The sequence below is a fragment of the Serratia sp. ASV30 genome (assembly GCF_016428815.1).
In the GTDB taxonomy this organism is placed as follows: Bacteria; Pseudomonadota; Gammaproteobacteria; order Enterobacterales; family Enterobacteriaceae; genus Chania; species Chania fonticola_C.
In genome coordinates this window covers 22879-46094 of sequence record NZ_JAELTL010000022.1, presented here as the reverse complement: position 1 = coordinate 46094, position 23216 = coordinate 22879, and the positions used below count along the sequence as shown (strand labels likewise).

Genomic DNA, 23216 nt, shown 5'->3' with positions numbered 1-23216 from the left:
TCAGCCAGGCGTGGTCCTCCACGCCTCACCCCCACAAATATAAAGATTTTCTTATGTCACACATGGAAATCAGTAACATAAGTTATGAATATAAAATCTTTACTTAACAGTTTCAAAAAATACTCCTTTATTATCCCGCAGATAAGCGCCATTGAAACCCTCAATAACCGTTAGTTTTGTCATGTAATGGTATTATTTACCCCTCTCGGTAGCACCAACTTTTAAATAAGTACAACCCTCGAAATAAAAAAGTTAACCAGTTGATTTAAAATTAATTCATATTGATAAATCGATAGGATAACAGGTAAGTAAAATGCAGTTTATCTTGAAAAAATAGAGTAACCGGGTAATTTTAGAAACCATTAATTCAATATGGATACTAATCCACTCTGGCAGATAAGAATTTTTATCAATAACAAGCAGGCACAATAATCATTGCCATCTATGGCATTTTTATCAAAGCTCGCTTATACCTTACCTCACAGATAAGTTAGGAAACTTAATCATAAACCCTATCAGGGATGAGTTTATAGTTAACTTTGTATTAATTAGTCATCTAAACACCAGGTTAAATTTAGCTCTAGGGCACCCCCTCGGGCATTCCAGCGCGCCTACAAAAGCCACATCAGCGGCTTTGGCGTGCTATGCAAATTAACTTTGGCGTTCAGAGGCTAACCACATGGCACAATCCAATTTTACCCTTGGGGCTGTTGATATTATTGCTCGTCACGGCGGCGCAAGAATCGCTGACGTCGCAACCGGTACCCGTTCCGTAAGCCTGACGCAAAGCAGCATTGTGCGGATCCATGGCACCCAGGCTTTGGTGAGCAGCTATGAGCGCCAAGGTAACGATTTGATCGTGCACATGAAAGATGGCACAACGGTGCGTTATCAGAGCTTCTTTGACGTGGACGCCGACGGCAAACACAGTGAATTGGTGTTTGATGATGGCAATGGTGCCATCCAGCACGCGATATTCCCGGCAACCGCAGCTTCCGCCGAGCCAGTGCTGATCACACCGCAGTTTGAATCACTGTCTGACGTTTCGCCTCTGCTGATTGGCAACCATGATTTATCCAACGGTGCCATTGCAGCCATTCTGGCTGGCCTGGCGCTTGGGGCTGGCGTCGCCATCGCTACGGGGACGGGGAAGAACAACCACAACAATGAAAATCCTTCCGTACCATCAGAACAACCGACCCTGACCGTCGGAACACTGGGCCAGGACAACGTTCTGAACGCCAGTGAGGTTAAAATTGCCCAGTTGCTGAGCGGCCTGACCACCGGCGTTGCCGCAGGCGTGACCATCACGCTGACGCTCAACGGCAAAAGTTACACCACTACCGTCGGGGCCGATGGCAAGTGGAGCTTTGACTTCAGCTCCGCTGCGCTTGCTGGCCTGAAAGACGGCAATTATCAACTGACGGTTAAACTGGCTAACCAGGATGGGATTAGCGTCGAAAAAACGATCAGCGTACTGGTCGATATCACCCCGCCGGTCTTGACCGTCAATCCATTGACCGGCGACGACCATCTGACCGGCACAGAGTTGAAGACGTCACAGGCGCTGACCGGTACCGGCGAAGCAGGGTTGACGGTGACCGTGACCCTGAACGGCAAGACCTACACCACGACGGTCGGCAGCGATGGCAAGTGGAGTCTGCAACTGCCTGCGGCGGATCTGGCTTTGCTGAAAAACGGTAACTATGACCTGATCGCGACCTCTGTCGATAAAGCGGGCAACCAAACCACGCTGGATCACCCGTTCTCCGTTGACACCACGATCAATAATACCTCACCACAGATCTCTATTAGCGCCCTAGCCAACGATAACGTTCTCAATGCCAACGAAGCGAAAAGCGCCCAAACGCTGAGCGGCCATACGCAGAATGTCGAAGCGGGACAAACCGTTACCATTACCCTGAACGGCAAAACCTATAGCGCAGTGGTTCAGAGTGATGGCAGTTGGTCGCTTTCACTGCCTGCCGCCGATCTGGCTGCGCTGGCCAATGGCTCGATCACGATCAATGCCACCGTCACCGACAAAGCAGGCCAAAGCGCCAGCGCTCATGAAACGATCACCGTCGATTTAACCGCCCCTGAACTGACCGTAAACAAACTGGCCGGGGACGATGTGCTCAACGCCGCCGAGGCACATACGCCACAGACGCTGAGTGGCACCAGTAATCCAGGCCAGACAATTGTCGTTAGCCTGAATGGTAAAACCTACACGGCGGTGACGGGCGCAGATGGCAAGTGGAGCCTGGTACTGCCTGCCGCAGACTTGCAAGCGTTGGCCCAAGGGGATAACACCCTCACCGTGACGGCTACCGACGCCGCAGGCAACAGCACTACCGTAACAGAGCATGTGCAGGTAGACACTGTTCCACCGGTGCTGACGCTGGATAAGTTTACCGGGGATGACTTTGTCTCCGCCGACGAGCAAAAATCGGCACAAAATATCACCGGCACCGCCTCCGTCAGCGAAGCCGGGCTGGTGGTCAGCGTTTCATTCAACGGCAAAACCTATACCGGCACCGTAGGCGCAGATGGTAAATGGAGCATCAGCGTGCCTGCCGCAGACATGGCGGCCCTGACCAACGGTACCTACGAGATGATCGCCACGATTAGCGATCAGGCGGGCAATACGACCACGACTGCACCGCAGGTTATCACCGTAGACAACCATATTTCGGCCATCAATATCGGCATTGTCTCTTCAGACGATAAGCTCAACGCCGTCGAAGCCGGGCTTCCCCTGGCCATTAACGGTACCACGGCCAACGTTGCCGTTGGTGCAACCGTGACCGTCACCCTCAATGGTAAAACCTATACTGCGCAGGTATTGGCGGACGGCAGTTGGACATTGCAGGTGCCTAGCGCCGATCTGCAACTGCTGGCCGAAGGCAACAACACTATTTCTGCCAGCGTGACAGGCAACGATGGTTCTACCGTGACCACCACGCATAATCTTGACGTTTATACTCATGATTTGCCTGCGGTGACTCTGAACACACCGTTTGGTGATGGCATCCTGAATGGCACGGAGGCGGGCCAGCCGCAGACCCTTACCGGCACCACCGGCATTACTACCCCAGGCCAGACTGTTACGGTCACTCTGGGCGGCAAAACCTACACCGGCACCGTGGATGGCTCTGGCCACTGGAGCGTCACCATTCCGGCGGCCGATCTGCAAGCGCTGCCGGACGGCACGCCGGCCTTGACCGTCACGGTCACCGATGCCGCCGGTAACAGCAATACGCTCAATACCACCGTCACCGTCGATGAGACCGCGCCAACCCTCACCGTTAACGTGGTGGCCGGGGATGACGTGCTGAACGCCGCCGAAGTACAGGTGGCGCAGACCGTGTCCGGCACCGCCTCAATCGCGGATGCAGGCCGTACCGTCACCCTGACCTTGAACGGCAAAACCTACACCGCCGTGGTGCAACCGGACGGCACCTGGAGCGCTTCACTGCCTGCGGCTGACTTGCAGGCACTCAGCGACGGCAGTCATAACCTGGTGGCTACCCTCACCGATGCAGCGGGCAACAGCACCAGCGTCACCCACAGCGTCAACGTCGATGCCAATCCGGCCAACCTGCCAACCCTCAGCATCAACGTGTTCGCCGGTAACGACATTGTCGACGGCGCGGAAGTGAAAACCGCCCAGACCCTCTCGGGGAACACCACCCATGTGCAGGCCGGACAGACCGTCACCGTCACCCTGAACGGTAAAACCTACACCGCCACCGTGCTGGCAGACGGCTCCTGGAGCACCAGCGTACCGGCCGCCGATCTGGCCCTGCTGGCCAACGGCCAGACCACCATCACCGCCACCGTCAGCGACAAAGCGGGTAACCCGGCCAGCGCCAGCCATGACGTGACCGTCGACACCAGCCTCAGCGGCCTGTCCATCGACGTGATCGCGGGCGACGACAAACTCAACCTGGCCGAGAGCCAGCTGCCGCTGGCCATCCACGGCAGCAGCGAAAACCTGGCCACGGGCACGACCGTGACTGTCACACTCAACGGTAAAACCTACACCGGCACCACGCTGGCGGATGGTTCCTGGAGCGTCTCCGTACCTGCGGCCGATCTGGCGTTGCTGGCCGATGGCACCACCACCGTGACCGTCACCGCCACCGATCTGGCCGGCAATCCGGTCAGTGGCAGTCACAACCTGGGCGTGTTTATCCATAGCCTGCCGGATGCGACGCTAAACACACCGTTTGGTGATGGCATCCTGAATGGCGCAGAAGCGGGTCAACCACAGACGCTTACCGGCACCACCGGCATCACCACGCCAGGGCAGACCATCACCGTTACTCTGGGCGGCAAAACCTACACCGGTACCGTCGACGGCTCTGGCCACTGGAGCGTCACCATTCCGGCGGCCGATCTGCAAGCGCTGCCGGACGGCACGCCGGCCTTGACCGTCACCGCCACCGATGCCGCCGGTAACAGCAATACGCTCAATACCACCGTCACCGTCGATGAGACCGCGCCAACCCTCACCGTTAACGTGGTGGCCGGGGATGACGTGCTGAACACCGCCGAAGTACAGGTGGCGCAGACCGTGTCTGGCACCGCGTCCGTTGCCGATGCAGGCCGTACCGTCACCCTGACCCTGAACGGCAAAACCTACACCGCCGTGGTGCAACCGGACGGCACCTGGAGCGCTTCACTGCCTGCGGCTGACTTGCAGGCACTCAGCGACGGCAGCCATAACCTGGTGGCTACCCTCACCGATGCCGCGGGCAACAGCACCAGCGTCACCCACGGCATCAGCGTCGATGCCAATCCGGCCAACCTGCCAACCCTCAGCATCAACGTGTTCGCCGGTAACGACATTGTCGACGGCGCCGAAGTGAAAACCGCCCAGACCCTGTCCGGCACCACCACCCACGTGGAAGCCGGGCAGACCGTCACCGTCACCCTGAACGGTAAAACTTACACCGCCACCGTCTTGGCCGACGGCTCCTGGAGCACCAGCGTACCGGCCGCCGATCTGGCGCTGTTGGCTAACGGGCAGGCCACCATTACCGCTACCGTCAGCGACAGCGCCGGTAATCCAGCAACAGCCAATCATGAAGTCACCGTCGATACCGCTCTCAGCGGCCTGTCGATCGCCGTGATCGCGGGCGACGACAAACTCAACCTGGCCGAGAGCCAGCTGCCGCTGGCCATCCACGGCAGCAGCGAAAACCTGGCCACGGGCACGACCGTGACTGTCACACTCAACGGTAAAACCTACACCGGCACCACGCTGGCGGACGGTTCCTGGAGCGTCTCCGTGCCTGCGGCCGATCTGGCGTTGCTGGCCGATGGCACCACCACCGTGAACGTCACCGCCACCGATCTGGCCGGCAACCCGGTCAGTAGCAGTCACAATCTGGGCGTGTTTATCCATGGTCTGCCGGACGTCACCCTGAACACACCGTTTGGCGATGGTATCCTGAACGGTGCAGAAGCGGGCCAGCCGCAGACCCTTACGGGTACCACCGGCATTACTACCCCAGGCCAGACCGTTACGGTTACTCTGGGCGGCAAAACCTATACCGGTACCGTCGACGGCTCTGGCCACTGGAGCGTTACGCTGCCAAGTGCAGACCTGCAAGCGTTGCCGGACGGCACGCCAGCCTTGACCGTCACGGTCACCGACACCGCCGGTAACAGCAATACGCTCAATACCACCGTCACCGTGGATGAGACCGCGCCAACCCTCACCGTTAGCGTGGTGGCCGGGGATGACGTGCTGAACGCCGCCGAAGTACAGGTGGCGCAGACCGTGTCTGGCACCGCGTCCGTTGCCGATGCGGGCCGCACCGTGACCCTGACCTTGAACGGCAAAACCTACACCGCGGTGGTGCAACCGGACGGTTCGTGGAGCACCAGCCTGCCCGCCGCCGATCTGCAAGCGCTCACCGACGGCAGCCACAACCTGGTGGCCACCCTCACCGATGCGGCTGGCAACAGCACCAGCGTCACCCACAGCATCAACGTCGACGCCGACCCGGCCAACCTGCCAACGCTCAGCATCGGCATCTTTGCCGGTAACGACGTGCTTGACGGCGCCGAAGTGAAAACCGCCCAGACGATCTCGGGGAACACCACCCATGTGCAGGCCGGGCAGACCGTCACCGTCACCCTGAACGGTAAAACCTACACCGCCACCGTGCTGGCAGACGGCTCCTGGAGCACCAGCGTACCGGCCGCCGATCTGGCCCTGCTGGCCAACGGCCAGACCACCATCACCGCCACCGTCAGCGACAGCGCCGGTAACCCGGCCAGCGCCAGCCATGACGTGACCGTCGACACCAGCCTCAGCGGCCTGTCCATCGCCGTGATCGCAGGCGATGACAAACTCAGTCTGGCAGAAAGCCAACTGCCATTGGTCATCAGCGGCAGCAGCGCCAATCTAGCCACCGGCGCGACAGTGACAGTCACGCTCAACGGTAAAACCTACACCGGCACCACGCTGGCAGATGGTTCCTGGAGCGTCACCGTACCTGCCGCCGATCTGGCGTTGCTGGCCGATGGCTCCGCCACCGTGACCGTCACCGCCGTCGATCAGGCCGGTAATCCGGTCAGCGACAGCCACAACCTGGGCGTATTTATCCATAGCCTGCCGGATGCGACGCTGAACACACCGTTTGGCGATGGTATCCTGAACGGTGCAGAAGCGGGCCAGCCGCAGACCCTCACGGGTACCACTGGCATTACTACCCCGGGCCAGACCGTTACGGTCACTCTGGGCGGTAAAACCTACACCGGCACCGTGGATGGCTCTGGCCACTGGAGCGTTACGCTGCCAAGTGCAGACCTGCAAGCGTTGCCGGACGGCACGCCGGCCTTGACCGTCACGGTCACCGATGCTGCCGGTAACAGCAATACGCTCAATACCACCGTCACCGTCGATGAGACCGCGCCGACCCTCACCGTGGGTCTGATTGCCGGGGATGATGTGCTGAACGCCGCCGAAGTACAGGTGGCGCAGACCGTGTCTGGCACCGCGTCCGTTGCCGATGCGGGCCGCACCGTGACCCTGACCTTGAACGGCAAAACCTACACCGCGGTGGTGCAACCGGACGGTTCGTGGAGCACCAGCCTGCCTGCCGCCGATCTGCAAGCGCTCAGCGATGGCAGCCACAACCTGGTGGCCACCCTGACCGATGCGGCTGGCAACAGCACCAGCGTCACCCACAGCATCAGCGTCGATGCCAACCCGGCCAATCTGCCAACCGTTAGCATTGGCATCTTCGCCGGTAATGACATTATCGACGGCGCCGAAGTGAAAACCGACCAGACCCTGTCTGGCACCACCACCCACGTGGAGGCGGGCCAGACCGTCACCATCACCCTGAACGGCAAAACCTACACCGCTACCGTGCTGGCAGACGGCTCCTGGAGCACCAGCGTACCGGCCGCCGATCTGGCCCTGCTGGCCAACGGCCAGACCACCATCACCGCCACCGTCAGCGACAGTGCCGGTAACCCGGCCAGCGCCAGCCATGACGTGACCGTCGACACCAGCCTGAGCGGCCTGTCGATCGCCGTGATCGCAGGCGATGACAAACTCAGCCTGGCCGAAAGCCAATTGCCGCTGGCGATCCACGGCAACAGCCAGAACCTGGCCGTTGGGGCTACGGTTACTATCACCTTGAACGGTAAAACCTACACCGGCACCACGCTGGCAGACGGTTCCTGGAGCATCTCCGTGCCTGCGGCCGACTTGGCGTTGCTCGCCGATGGCACCACCACCGTAACCGTCACCGCCACCGATCTGGCCGGTAACCCGGTCAGCGGCAGCCACGATCTGGGCGTATTTATCCATAGCCTGCCAACCGCCACCCTGAACACACCGTTTGGCGACGGCATTCTGAACAGCACGGAAGCGGGTCAGCCACAGACCCTCACAGGTTCTACCGGCATCACCACGCCGGGCCAGACCGTCACCGTTACTCTGGGTGGTAAAACCTACACCGGCACCGTGGATGGCTCTGGCCACTGGAGCGTCACCGTCCCTGCGGCCGATCTGCAAGCGTTGCCGGACGGCACGCCAACCTTGTCCGTCACCGCCACCGATGCCGCCGGTAACAGCAATACCCTGAACACCACCGTCACCGTCGATGAGACCGCACCAACCCTGACCGTTAACGTGGTAGCCGGGGATGATGTATTGAATGCCGCCGAGGTACAGGTGGCGCAGACCGTGTCCGGCACCGCCTCAATCGCCGATGCAGGCCGCACCGTCACCCTGACTTTGAATGGCAAAACCTATACCGCGGTGGTGCAGCCAGATGGCTCGTGGAGCACCAGCCTACCCGCCGCCGATCTGCAAGCGCTCAGCGATGGCAGCCACAACCTGGTCGCCACTCTGACCGATGCCGCGGGCAACAGCACCAGCACTACCCATGTCCTCGGTGTGGATGCCAACCCGGCCAACCTGCCAACGCTCAGCATCAACGTGTTCGCCGGTAACGACATTGTCGATGGCGCGGAAGTGAAAACCGCCCAGACCCTGACCGGTACCACCACCCATGTGGAGGCGGGTCAGACCGTCACCCTCACCCTGAACGGCAAAACCTACACCGCCACCGTCTTGGCAAATGGTACCTGGAGCACCAGCGTTCCGGCCGCCGATCTGGCACTGTTGGCCAACGGCCAGACCACCATCACCGCCACCGTCAGCGACAGTGCCGGTAACCCGGCCAGTGCCAGCCATGACGTGACCGTCGACACCAACCTCAGTGGACTGTCCATCTCCGTGATCGCAGGGGATGACAAATTGAACCTGGCAGAAAGCCAACTGCCACTGACGATCTCCGGCGACAGCGCCAATCTGCCGCTCGGTGCCATCGTTACCGTGACGCTGAATGGCAAGATTTACATCGGCCTGACCCTCCCAGACGGTTCCTGGAGCGTTCAGGTCCCGGCTGCCGATTTGGCACTACTGGCCGATGGCACCACCACCGTCAGCGTCAGCGCCGTCGATCAGGGCGGCAACCTGGTCAGCAACAGCCATAATCTGGGCGTGTTTATCCACAATCTGCCAGACGCCACCCTGAACACACCGTTTGGCGATGGTATCCTGAATGGCGCAGAGGCGGGCCAGCCGCAGACCCTCACGGGTACCACCGGCATTACTACCCCGGGCCAGACTGTTACGGTCACTTTGGGCGGTAAAACCTACACCGGCACCGTGGATGGCTCTGGCCACTGGAGCGTCACCGTCCCTGCCGCCGACCTGCAAGCGCTGCCAGACGGCACACCGGCCTTGACCGTCACGGTCACCGATGCCGCCGGTAACAGCAATACGCTCAATACCACCGTCACCGTCGATGAAACCGCACCAACCCTCACCGTGGGCTTGATTGCTGGCGATGATGTGCTGAACGCCGCCGAAGTCTTGGTGGCGCAGACCGTGTCCGGTACCGCCTCGATTGGTGATGCAGGCCGCACCGTCACCCTGACTTTGAATGGCAAAACCTACACCGCCGTGGTGCAACCGGACGGTTCGTGGAGCACCAGCCTGCCTGCCGCCGATCTGCAAGCGCTCAGCGATGGTAGCCATAACCTGGTCGCTACCCTCACCGATGCCGCAGGCAACAGCACCAGCGTCACCCACGGCATCAGCGTCGATGCCAACCCGGCCAACCTGCCAACCGTTAGCATCGGCATCTTCGCCGGTAACGACATTATCGATGGCGCGGAAGTCAAAACGGCCCAGACGATCTCTGGCACCACCACCCACGTGGAGGCGGGCCAGACCGTCACCGTCACCCTGAACGGTAAAACCTACACCGCTACCGTGCTGGCCGATGGTTCCTGGAGCACCAGCGTACCGGCTGCCGATCTGGCGCTACTGGCTAACGGCCAGACCACCATTACCGCCACCGTGAGCGACAGCGCCGGTAACCCGGCCAACGCCAGCCATGAGGTGACCGTTGATACCAGCCTGAGCGGCCTGTCGATCGCCGTGATCGCCGGTGACGACAAGCTCAATCTGGCGGAAAGCCTGCTGCCACTCACCATCAACGGCGGCAGTGCCAACCTGGCCGTTGGGGCTACGGTTACTGTCACCTTGAACGGTAAAACCTACACCGGTACCACGCTGGCAGACGGGACCTGGAGCGTCACCGTGCCTGCGGCCGATCTGGCCTTGCTGGCTGATGGTACCACCACCCTCAGTGTGACCGCCGTCGATCTGGCCGGTAACCCGGTCAGCGGTAGCCACGATCTTGGCGTGTTTATCCACAGTCTGCCGGACGCCACCCTGAACACACCGTTTGGCGACGGCATTTTGAATGGTGCAGAAGCGGGTCAGCCGCAAACCCTCACGGGTTCTACCGGCATCACCACGCCGGGGCAGACCGTCACGGTCACCCTGGGTGGCAAAACCTACACCGGCACCGTCGACGGCTCTGGCCACTGGAGCGTCACCGTCCCTGCCGTCGACCTGCAAGCATTGCCGGACGGCACGCCGGCCTTGACCGTCACGGTCACCGATACCGCGGGTAACAGCAACACGTTGAACACCACCGTCACCGTCGATGAAACCGCACCAACCCTCACCGTGGGTCTGATTGCTGGCGATGACGTGCTGAACGCTGCCGAAGTACAGGTGGCGCAGACCGTCTCCGGCAGCGCCTCGATCGCGGATGCGGGTCGCACCGTCACCCTGACGCTCAACGGCAAAACCTACACCGCGGTGGTGCAGCCAGATGGCTCGTGGAGCACCAGCGTGCCCGCTGCCGATCTGCAAGCGCTCAGCGACGGTAGCCACAACCTGGTGGCAATCCTCACCGATGCCGCAGGCAACAGCACCAGCGTCACCCACAGCATCAGCGTCGATGCCAACCCGGCCAACCTGCCGACCGTCAGCATCGGCGTGTTCGCCGGTAACGACATTATCGACGGCGCCGAAGTAAAAACGGCCCAGACCCTGTCTGGTGCCACCACCCATGTGGAAGCGGGCCAGACCGTCACCCTCACCCTGAACGGCAAAACTTACACCGCCACCGTGCTGGCAGACGGCTCCTGGAGCACCAGCGTACCGGCTGCCGATCTGGCGCTGCTGGCTAACGGCCAGACCACCATTACCGCCACCGTCAACGACACTGCAGGTAACCCAGCCAGCGGCAGTCATGAGGTGACCGTTGACACCAACCTCAGTGGGCTGTCGATTGCCGTGATCGCAGGCGATGACAAACTCAACCTGGCGGAAAGCCTGCTGCCGTTGGCAATCAGCGGTAGCAGCACCAATCTGGCTGTGGGTGCCACGGTTACAGTGACCTTGAACGGTAAAACCTACACTGGCACCACGCTGGCAGATGGCTCCTGGAGCGTCTCCGTGCCAGCGGCCGATTTGGCCTTGCTGGCCGATGGCACCACCACCGTGACCGTCACCGCCACCGATCTGGCCGGTAACCCGGTCAGCGACAGCCACAACCTGGGCGTGTTTACCCATAGCCTGCCAGAAGCCACCCTGAACACACCGTTTGGCGATGGCATCCTGAACGGCACGGAAGCGGGTCAACCACAGACCATCACGGGTTCTACCGGCATCACTACGCCAGGCCAGACCGTCACGGTCACCCTGGGTGGCAAAACCTACACCGGCACCGTAGACGGCAGCGGCAACTGGAGCGTCACGCTACCAAGCGCCGATCTGCAAGCGTTGCCAGACGGTACACCAACCTTGTCCGTGGTGGTCTCCGATGCCGCCGGAAACAGCAATACGCTGAACACCACCGTTACCGTTGACGAGACCGCACCAACCCTCACCGTGGGTCTGGTTGCAGGAGATGATGTGCTGAACGCCGCCGAAGTACAGGTGGCACAAACTGTCTCCGGTACCGCCTCAGTCGCGGATGCTGGCCGCAGCGTAACTCTGACCTTGAACGGCAAGACTTACACCGCCGTGGTACAGCCAAATGGTTCATGGAGCACCAGTCTGCCTGCCGCCGATCTGCAAGCGCTCGCCGACGGTAGCCATAATCTGGTCGCTACCCTCACCGATGCGGCTGGCAACAGCACCAGCGTCACCCACAGCCTCAATGTCGATGCCAATCCGGCCAACCTGCCAACGCTGAGCATCGGCGTATTCGCCGGGGATGATATCGTTAACGGAGCCGAAGCGCTGGTCACCCAGGCCCTGTCAGGTACCACCACTCATGTAGAAGTGGGCCAGACCGTTACCCTTACCCTGAACGGCAAAACCTACTTCGCCACCGTGCAGTTAGGAGGCAGCTGGAGCGTTAACGTTCCGGCGGCCGATATGGCGTTGCTGGCCAATGGCCAGGCTACCATCACCGCCAGCGTCAGCGATCTGGCAGGTAACCCGGCCACCAGCAGCCATACCATCAGCGTCGATACGGCGGTGGAAAGCATCGCCATTAACCTGATTGCCGGTGACGATAAGCTGAACCTGACCGAGGCCTCACAGCCACTGACCATCAGCGGGACAACGGTCAATGTGAACGCTGGCCAAACCGTTACCGTAACCTTGAACGGCAAGACCTACACCGGCGTTGTTCTGGCTAACGGCAGTTGGAGCGTATCGGTGAACAGCGCCGATCTGCTGGCGCTGCAAGACGGCCTGACAACGGTCACCGCCAGCGTCTCCAACCCGGGGGTCGATCCGGTCAGCAACAGCCATTCACTGGATGTGCATATCCATGCCCTGCCGGAGCCAACCATCAATCTGCCGTTTGGTGATGGTTTCCTCAATCAGGCTGAGGCCGCCACAGCACAACTGCTGAGCGGCAGCACCGGCATCCCTGGTGCGGGACAAAGCGTGATCGTCACTCTGGGTGGAAAAACCTATACCGCAACCGTGGATGGCAGCGGTAACTGGAGCGTTTCCATCCCATCGGCCGATCTGCAAAACCTGCCAGCGGGCAGCAATACCATCAGCGTATCCGCTACGGACTCCGCGGGTAATAGCGTGCCTGGCAGCACTACGGCACAGGTCGATCTGGTGCCACCAACTCTGGCCGTCAAGCCGTTTGCCGGGGATGACAAGGTTAACGCACTGGAAAGCCTCAGCGACCAGGTGGTTTCCGGCACGGCTTCCATCGCCGACGCCGGCCGTACCGTCACAGTGACCTTCAACGGTAAGTCCTATACCGGGGTAGTCGCCAACGACGGCACCTGGAGTGCCACCATCCCAAGCGCCGATCTGCAAGCGATAGGCGATGGCAGTTATCCATTAACCACCACCTTGAGCGATGCGGCGGGCAACACCACCACCGTCACCCATAACGTGACGATCGACGCCAATCCGCTGGATCTGCCAACCCTGAGCATCAACGTGTTTGCCGGTAACGATATTATCGACGGCGCAGAGGTGAAAACCAGCCAGACTCTGAGCGGCACTACCACCCACGTGGAAGCGGGCCAGTTGGTAACCATCACGCTGAATGGCAAAACCTACACCGCCACCGTGCTGGCAGACGGTACCTGGAGCACCAGCGTGCCCGCCGCCGATCTGGGCCAACTGGCTCAGGGCAGCAGCACCATTAGCGTCACCGTCAGCGATACCTCTGGCAACCCGGCAACAGCAACGCATAACGTGGTGGTCAACACGGCCCTGAGCGGCATCGCCATCGATGTGATTGCTGGCGACGATAAGCTGAATCTGGCCGAAAGCCTGCTGCCATTAACCATCAACGGTAGCAGCCTCAACCTGGCCACCGGCGCAAGCGTGACCGTAACGCTGAACGGTAAAACCTACACCGGCATTACGCTGGCGGACGGTTCCTGGAGCGTGCTGGTACCACCGGCCGATCTGGCGCTGTTGGCAGACGGCAATATCAACCTGAGCGTTTCTGCGGTCGATCAGGCCGGTAACCCGGTCAGCAGCAGCCATACGCTGGGCGTGTTTATCCATAATCTGCCAGACGCCACTCTCAATACGCCGTTTGGCGATGGCATCTTGAACGGTACGGAAGCGGGCCAGCCGCAGACCATCACCGGCTCCACCGGCATCACCACGCCGGGGCAAACAGTGACCGTAACCCTTGGGGATAAAACCTACACCGGTACGGTGGACGGTAGCGGCAACTGGAGCGTCACCGTTCCGGTTGGCGATCTACAGGCGTTGCCGGATGGGACACCAGTGCTCAACGTAGTGGTCACCGATTCTGCGGGCAACAGCAATACCCTGAATGGCACAGTCTTGGTCGATAAGGTCGCTCCGACCCTCACCGTTGGCGTGATTGCCGGTGATGACGTGCTTAATAGCGCAGAGGTGCTGCTCAACCAGACCGTTTCGGGCACCGCCTCCATCGGGGATGCAGGTCGTACCGTGACGCTGACATTGAACGGTAAAACCTACACCGCGGTGGTTCAGCCAGACGGTTCGTGGAGCACTTCACTGCCAACCGCCGATCTCACCGCACTGTCCGATGGCAGCTATAACCTGGTTGCCACCCTGACCGATAGCGCCGGTAACAGCACCAGCGTCACCCACGCCATCGGGGTTGATGCCAGCGCGTTGAACGCACCGGTACTGACCATCGGCACCTTTGCGGGCAACAATATTATTGACGGTGCCGAGGTGCAGGCAACGCAAACCCTGAGCGGCAGCAGTCTGCATGTTGAAGCCGGGCAGATCGTTTCCATCACCCTCAATGGCAAAACCTATACCGCCACCGTGCAGGCAGACGGTTCATGGAGCACCAGCGTCCCCGCCGCCGATCTGGCTCTACTGACCAACGGCAGTTTAACGATCACCGCCGACGTAACCGATAAAGCCGGTAACCCGGCCAGCGCCACCCATGACGTTACGGTCGATCTCACTCAGAGCGCCCTGGCGATTGCCCCAATCACCGGTGACAATGAGCTGAACGCCGTAGAGGCTGCCGCCGGGATCAGCATTAGCGGTAGTTCAGTCAACGTTGCCGCCGGAGCCACCGTCACCATCGCGCTTAACGGCAAGTTCTACGAGGCGATCGTACAGGCCGATGGCAGTTGGACGACGACGGTCCCATCCACCGACCTGACGATCCTGGGCGACGGCAAACTGACCGTTACCGTCAGCGCTACCGACGAAGCGGGCAATCTGGTCACCGGTTCGCAGCAGTTGGGCGTGCTGATCAACAGTCTGCCGATCGCCACCCTGAACACACCGTTCGGCGATGGCTACCTCAATAAGGCGGAGTCCACCAGCGATCAAACGCTGAGCGGCACCACCGGCGTGAGCGGCAGTGGGCAAACTGTCAGTGTGGTGCTGGGAGGGAAAACCTATACCGGCATCGTGGATAACAGCGGCCATTGGAGCGTGACGGTACCGAGCGCCGATCTGTCCGCACTGCCAGATGGCCCAACCAACATTGGGGTCACCGTCAGCGACGTGGCTGGCAACACCTCCAGCGTTAACGCCAGCGCCACGGTCGACCTGACCGTGCCGGTGCTGACCATCAACACCGTCAGCGGTGATGACATCATCAACATCGCCGAAAGTCAGCAAGCGCTGCAAATCACCGGTACCGCACCGATCAACGACAGCGGCCAGCCAGTGGTAGTGAAAGTCACCATCAACGGCTTGACCTATAACGGGCTGGTGCTGGCGGATGGCAGTTGGAGCGTCACCATTACGGCTGGCGATCTGGCTAACCTGCCGAACGGTGCCTCTTCCATCACCGCCACCTTGACCGACGCCGCTGGCAACACCGGCAGCGTCAGCCACGGCATCACCCTGGATACCGACCCGGCCCAGGCACCGCTGTTGACCATCAACACCCTGTCCGGCGATGACTACCTCAGCCTGGCGGAATCCAACCTGCCGTTGACCATCAGCGGGGGGAGCCAGCGCGTCGAACAAGGGCAACAGGTCACCGTAACGCTCAATGGCAAAACCTATACCGCCGTCGTCGGCGCGGACGGCAGTTGGAGTCTGCAGGTTCCGGCTGTGGATGTGGGGGCCTTGCCAGACGGTAAAGACACCATCACCGCCACGGTTAGCGATACCTCTGGCAACCAGGCCACCGCCAACCACAACCTCACCGTGATCACCGATGCGGGCAATCTGCCGCAGCTGTCGGTCAACGTGATTGCCGGTGATGACATCATCAACGCCAACGAGGCGAAAGCTGCCATCATCATCAGCGGGGGATCCAGCCACGTACAGCCTGGCCAGGTGGTCAGCGTGCTGCTCAACGGCAAAACCTACACCGCCGTGGTGGGAGCAGACGGTAGCTGGAGCGCGACGGTGCCATCAGCCGACGTGCAGGCATTGCCGCAAGGCTCACAGACAGTTACCGCAACGGTTACCGACATTGCCGATAACCCGGCCAGTGCCACCCATAACGTCACGGTCGACACCGTGCCGCCATTGCTGGAGATCGATCTGTTTGCCGGCGATAACATCCTGAACCTGGCGGAAGCGCTGCTAGGGCAAGTGTTGAGCGGCCATACCGATCCGGGCCTGACCGTTACCGTCACGCTGGGCGCCAACGTTTACACCGCCCTGGCGGATCCAACGACCGGTGCGTGGAGCGTGAATATCCCAAGCAATATCCTGCAAGGGCTGTTGGATGGCAACGTGACCATCGGTGTGAGCGTCACCGACGCCGCAGGTAACGGCGTATCAGACTCCATCACGGTGGCGGTCAATACCCATACGCTGCCATCACTGACGTTGAACCCGTTGTTCGGTGACAACATTCTTAATATTGCCGAACTGGGTGTCGCGACGCCAATCGGCGGTGCAGCGGTCAACTTGCTGGTTAACACCCCGGTAGTGGTCAAGATTGGCACCTACGTAGTGAACGGTATCGTGAATAACGATGGCACCTGGAGCGCGCTAATCCCAGCCAATGCCCTGGCCTTGCTGGCAGACGGCACCGTGCAGGTGGTGGTCTCCGCCGTGGATGCGGCAGGTAACCCTGCCAGCGCCGGTGGTTCGCTGGAGATCCTGTCGCATATCCTGCCGAATCCAACCATTAACCCGCCATTTGGCGACGGGGCACTGAACCTGGTGGAGGCCGGGGTCAATCAGTTGCTGACCGGCACCACCGGCATTATCGGCAACGGTCAAACGGTGGTGGTCAGCCTCAACGGTAAAGACTACAACGTCACGGTCGCCAACAACGGCCAGTGGAGCGTCACCTTACCGACTAACGATCTGCTGGGGCTGCTGGATGGCCCGCATACCATCAGCGTGGTCGCTACCGATAAAGGCGGCAACAGCCACGGCGCAACGCTGGACTTTGACAGCATCCTCACCGGGCTGCCAGTGGCCGAGCTGAACACGCCATTTGTCGATGGCATCATCAACCACGCCGAAGCCTTGCTGGGCGGAGCCCTCACCGGTACCACCGGCATCAATAGCAATCTCGGCCAGACCGTGAAGGTGAACGTTAATGGCCTGATCCTGAACGCCACGGTAAATGCCGACGGCAGTTGGACGCTGCCACTCGACAGCGCCACCCTGCTCGGCCTGCCGGATGGCAACTGGCCAATCACGGTCACGGTTACCGACGCAGTGGGTAACATCAGCAGCACCAATGGCTCGTTGGAAATCCTGATCAACAAGCTGCCGTTGCCAACGCTGGATCTGCCGTTTGGCGATGGCCTGCTGAATATTGCCGAAGCCGCGCTGGCGCAAACCCTGACCGGCAAAACCGGCCTGGTCGGCAGCGGCCAGATCGTTACGGTAACAGTGGATGCCGGGCAGCCAGATCAGCAGACCTTTACCGCTCAGGCCGATGGTCTGGGTGGCTGGTCTCTGCAACTCACCCCGACCCAGCTTGGCGTGTTCACCAACGGGCAACACACCGTTGAAGTCACCGTCGAGGATCGTGGCGGCAATACGGCCACCACCACGCCGCTGGATGTGACCGCTTCTCTCACCTTGCCACAGCCCACTATCGTTCCGCCGTTTGGCGTTGACGGTATTCTGAGCATCAGCGAAGCCGCCGGTGCGTTGACCATCACCGGCACCACCGGGGTAAACGGTGCAGGCCAGGCGGTGAAAGTGGTGATCGATGTCAATGGCGTCAGTTACAACGCGCAGGTTGATATCAACGGCAACTGGGCGTTACCACTGCCTGCTGCCACCCTGAGCACCTTGCTGGATGGGCCACACGTGCTGACCGTCACGGCGACCGACGCCGCGGGCAACACCAATAGCAGTGCTCTGAACTTCACCAGCGATCTCACCGCGCCGGTGCCAACCATTAACACACCGTTCGGTGACGGTTTCCTCAACCTGGCCGAGGCCAACCTGGGGCAAATCCTCACTGGCAGCGCCGGTGATGCGACAACCGTTAGCGTGAAGATCGGTAGCCAAACCTTTACCGCACTGGTCAGCGGCGGCAACTGGAGCCTGGCGCTGACGACACCGCAGTTAAAAGCATTGGCAGAGGGCGATAACACCATCACCGTGACCGCCACGGATGCAGCAGGCAACCAGGGCACGGCCGGTTCTTCGGTACATATTTCGGTCAACACGCTGCCGTCCGTCACCATCAGTAACTTCACGGCGGATAACACCATCAACTATGCCGAGAGCCAATCGGTACAGCTGATAACCGGCACCACCACCAATGTCGCGGTTGGGCAACAAGTGACCGTTACGCTCAATAGCAAAACCTATACCGGGGTGGTGTTGGCCGATGGCAGTTGGAGCGTATCTGTCCTGCCTGCCGACTTGAAAGCCCTGAGCGGTACGCCAAGCATCACGGCTCAGGTCAGCGATCAGGCCGGGAACGTCGCCGTCGACAACCACAGCTTCACCGTTAACCTGACGCCTCCGGGCCAGATTATTACCGTTGATCCGATCACCGGCGATAACATCGTTAACGCCAGCGAAGTCGGGTTGATCATCAACCTGACCGGTAAAGTGGTTGGTGGGATCGGGCTTGGTCAGGTAGTGACCATTATCGTTGGTGGTTTGCCACTGGGGATCCCGGTTACCACCCTGGCGGATGGCACCTTCAGCACTGTGGTGACCTTCCCGGTTGACGGCAATATCGTGGTTTCGGCCAGTACCACCTTGCTGACACCACTGCCGACGGTGTTTACCGCCAGCGAAACCGTGTTGGTCGACCGCATTCCACCGACGCTCACCATCAATACCTTCGCGGGTAACGACGTGTTGAACGCCAGTGAAAGCACCGTCGCCCAGGCGATCTCCGGTACCGCTTCGGTCTCGGAAGCAGGCCGCATTGTCACCGTCACGCTGAACGGCAAAACCTACAGTGCGCAGGTCAGCGGCGCCGGCACCTGGTCGGTCAACGTGCCACCGGCAGATCTGGTTAACCTGCCGCAGGGCAGTAGCACCATTAATGCCACCCTGTCCGATGCAGCAGGCAACACCACGCCGGCAACGCACGTCATTACTACCGATACCACGGCACCGCTGCTCTCGGTTGATCTGCTGACCGGGGACAATATCCTGACGCTGGCAGAAGCCCTGCTCGGCCAGACATTAACCGGGACCGGCGGCGTTGGCGAAACCGTCACCGTTACGTTGGGGCCGTTGACCGCCAGCGTGGTGGTTGGCCCGGATGGCAAATGGAGCATTCCGCTGCCGTCGCTTAATCTGCAAAGCCTGACCGATGGGCCGCAGATCATCGGCGTCACGCTGACCGACACCGCTGGCAACAGCAGCCATACCGACGTAACGCTAAACGTGGCGTTGAACAAAACGCTCGGCGCGGGGGTTAACGCCCTGTTTGGCGGCGATGGCGTGCTGAACCTGGCCGAATCGCTGCTGACTCAAGTGATCAGCGGTAACGCCACCGGCGATTACAACGGGGCGGTTGTTCACGTCACCATCGCAGGCATTACGCTGGATGCGGTCGTTGGCGGTAACGGCCAATGGAGCGTGTCACTGCTGCCTAGCCAGCTCAACCTGTTGGGTGATGGTCTGGCACAGGTCAACGTGCAGATCGTCGATTCCCACGGCAACGTGGTTAACGATCTGATCGATATCAACGTGCTGACCCACAACCTGCCGGTGATCGGCCCGGTCGTTGCCTTTGGCGATGGTCTGCTGAATGCGGTTGAAGCCGGGGTGTCTCAGACCATCAGCGGGGTGATTAACGGTCTTGGTATCGGTGGCGGCAGCGTTAGCGTCAGCCTGGGCACCAAAACCTATACCGCTAGCGTCGGAGCGGGCGGTGCCTGGAGCCTGTCGATCCCACCGCTGGATCTGGCTGCCCTGAGCGACGGCAATCTGGCGCTAGGCGTCTCGGTGACCGATTCTGCCGGTAACGTGGTGAGTAAAAATATCGATATCACCGCCATCATCCACAATCTGCCGCACATCGTGCTGGATCCGATCTTTGGCGACGGCATCCTCAACGTAGCGGATCTGCTGCTCAACCAGACCATCAGCGGCACCGTCACCAATCTGGCGAAGGGTGCCACTATCAATCTGGATATTGCCGGTTCGCAAACGCTGACGGCCACCGTAGGCGATGGTGGCAAATGGAGTGCTACCGTCACCCCGGATATCCTCGGCATCCTGCAAGGGCTGGGCAACGGTAACTTTACCGTCACCGCCTCGGCGACCGATGCGGTGGGTAACACCACCAGCGCCACTACCGGGCTACAGCTGGATGTGAAACTGCCGGTGATCACGCTCGATCCGCTGTTTGGCGGTGATGGCTTCCTCAACGCGGCGGAAGCGTTGGTGGCGCAAACCGTCAGCGGGACCGTGGCCTTCGCCAGCGCAGGTGCGCAGGTGCAGGTTTCTCTTGGCGGTAAAAACTTCCTGACCACCGTCGGTGCCGACGGCAAGTTCAGCCTGGTGCTGCAACCTGCCGATCTGCACACCCTGCTGGACGGCAATATCAACGTTGGCGTTTCGGTGCTGGATGGCTCCGGCAACACCGGCGTGCTCAATACGGCGATTAATGTGATCGTCAACAAGCTGCCAACGCTGGCGCTGAACCCGCTGTTTGGCGGCGACGGCTTCCTCAATGCGGCCGAAGCGCTGCTGACCCAGACCATCAGCGGTACAACCACCAATGCGGCGGCGGGTTCCCAGGTGGTGATCAAGGTCGGTACGCTGCAACTGAACGCCACGGTCGGTGCCGACGGTAGCTGGAGTACCACCATCAATCCGCTGCAGTTGGCGGATCTGGCGGCGGGTAACCTGATCGTCAGCGCCACGGTCACCGATCCGGCAGGTAACACCAGCGGTGCCAGCGTAGGCCTCAACGTGGCGACCATCCTGCCAACGCTGACGCTGAACCCGCTGTTTGGCGACGGTACGCTGGATCTGAGCGATCTGCTGTCACCGCAGATCCTGAGCGGCAACGCAGGTAACGTGTCGGCCGGGACCACCATCACCTTGACGCTGGGCAGCCACACCTACACCACCAGCGTCGATGCCACTGGTAAATGGCAGTTGCCGATCCCAACTCTGGATCTGCAAGGGTTATTGGATGGCCTGACCAACGTCACCGCCAGCCTCACCGATGCGGCAGGTAACACCGTGAGCAAGGTCAGCCCGCTCAACGTGCTGATCAACGCCCTACCAACCCTGACGCTCGATCCGCTGTTCGGCGGTGACGGCCTGCTGAATGCACTGGAAGCGACCAGCAACCAGATCATCAGCGGTCACGCTACCAACGCACCGGGTTCGACCATTCAGATTCACCTTGGTAGCAATACCTTCACCACCCAGGTGAAAGCCGATGGCAGTTGGTCACTCAGCCTGACACCGCTCAACCTGTCCAGCCTGCTGGATGGCAATCTGTCACTGGGGGTTTCGGTCACCAACTCCGCAGGGAAAACCGGCAGCATCAGCGCCGATCTGGGCGTGGGCATCCATAACCTGCCGACCGTCAGCCTGGGCAGTCTGTTTGGCGATGGTTTCCTCAACCTGAGCGAAGCCAACCTGAACCAACTGATCGGCGGCACCACCACCAACGCCATCGGTGGTAGCGTCAGCGTTAATGTGGGGGGACTGGTATTGAGCGCTGCCGTAGGCAACGACGGGAAATGGAGCGTCAGCGTTCCTACCCTGAACCTGGTCAATCTGGCAGATGGACCATTGTCGGTTGGCGTTACCGTCACCGATCGCTACGGTAACACCAGCTCGGCCAACGCCAACGCCACAGTGAAAATCCACGCGTTGCCGCTGTTGGGTATTGATGCTCTAGGAACCCTGACTGGTGCGCTAGGCATTCTGACCAACGGCCTGACCGTCAGCGGTACCAGCCTGAACGTGCAGCAAGGCGCGAAGGTTAGCGTGACCTTGCTGGGCAGTACCTTGCAAGGCACCGTGGATGCCACCGGACATTGGACGGTGAAATTCGACACCACCAACGCCCTTAAGGGTCTGAACGTGCTCAACCTGATACCTACCCTGTTGGGCACCGTAGTGGCGGCTTCGGTCACCGACCTGGCGGGCAACGGGGTCAGCGTTTCTGCGGGGCTGACATCCGGTATCGAACTGCCACTGCTGATGACCGCCAACGCCGCGGTCGAAACGCTGTCGCTGGATACTTCAGGTTCTGAAAACACCACTACCGACAGCACTACCGATCACACAGCGGTACAGCATGCTCAGGTAGCCGCCGTGCAACACACCACGACAGAAACCAGCACGCCAACCAGTGAGGTCAGCAGCACTCCGACTACCACGGATACCAGTGAACCAGCCACCAGCACGCTGGTGGTGAACCCAACGCTGCCGGTGGATACCACAAGTGAAACCAAGGTTGAAGACAGCACCTTCAGCATTGGCGGCGTCACCATCAATCTGGCGGATGGCACCACCGCCAGCGGAGACACCATTCACGGCAGCAGCGGTAACGATGTGATCCACGTCAACGCCCTCGACTTCCTGTCGATCGACGGCGGCGCGGGTATCGATACCCTGGAGCTGGATGGCAAAAACCTCAACCTGGATCTGACGGCGCTGGGCCTGAAGGTGCAACACATCGATATCTTCGATTTAGGCACCAGCGGCACCAACAGCATCACGCTGGATCTGCACGAAGCGCTGACCGTGAAGGACGCTTCCAGCGACGATCTGCTGATCAAGGGGACTACCGGCGACCAGGTCAATCTGACCCAGGGCGAAGGCGGTACCTGGAGCACCGTAGGTCAACGGACGGTAGACGGCCAAGTGTTTGATGTTTACCACAACTCAGCCCTCGAAAGCGGCAACACCCTGGGAGATGTTCTGGTGCAGCAAGGCCTGCACGTCAATCTGGTGTAGTACCCGGCCCATCTGTCAGCCACTG

At 60.5% G+C, this 23216-nt stretch carries 1 protein-coding gene; it reads left to right on the top strand.

Features of this window, described 5'->3' with window-relative positions; genetic code table 11:
- The first annotated feature begins 679 nt into the window (after window positions 1–679).
- Window positions 680–23191 carry an Ig-like domain-containing protein gene (locus tag JHD74_RS12055; protein ID WP_199062784.1) on the top strand — a complete coding sequence of 7504 codons (22512 nt, stop codon included), beginning with the start codon at window positions 680–682 and terminating at the stop codon, window positions 23189–23191.
- Window positions 23192–23216: the final 25 nt, after the last annotated feature.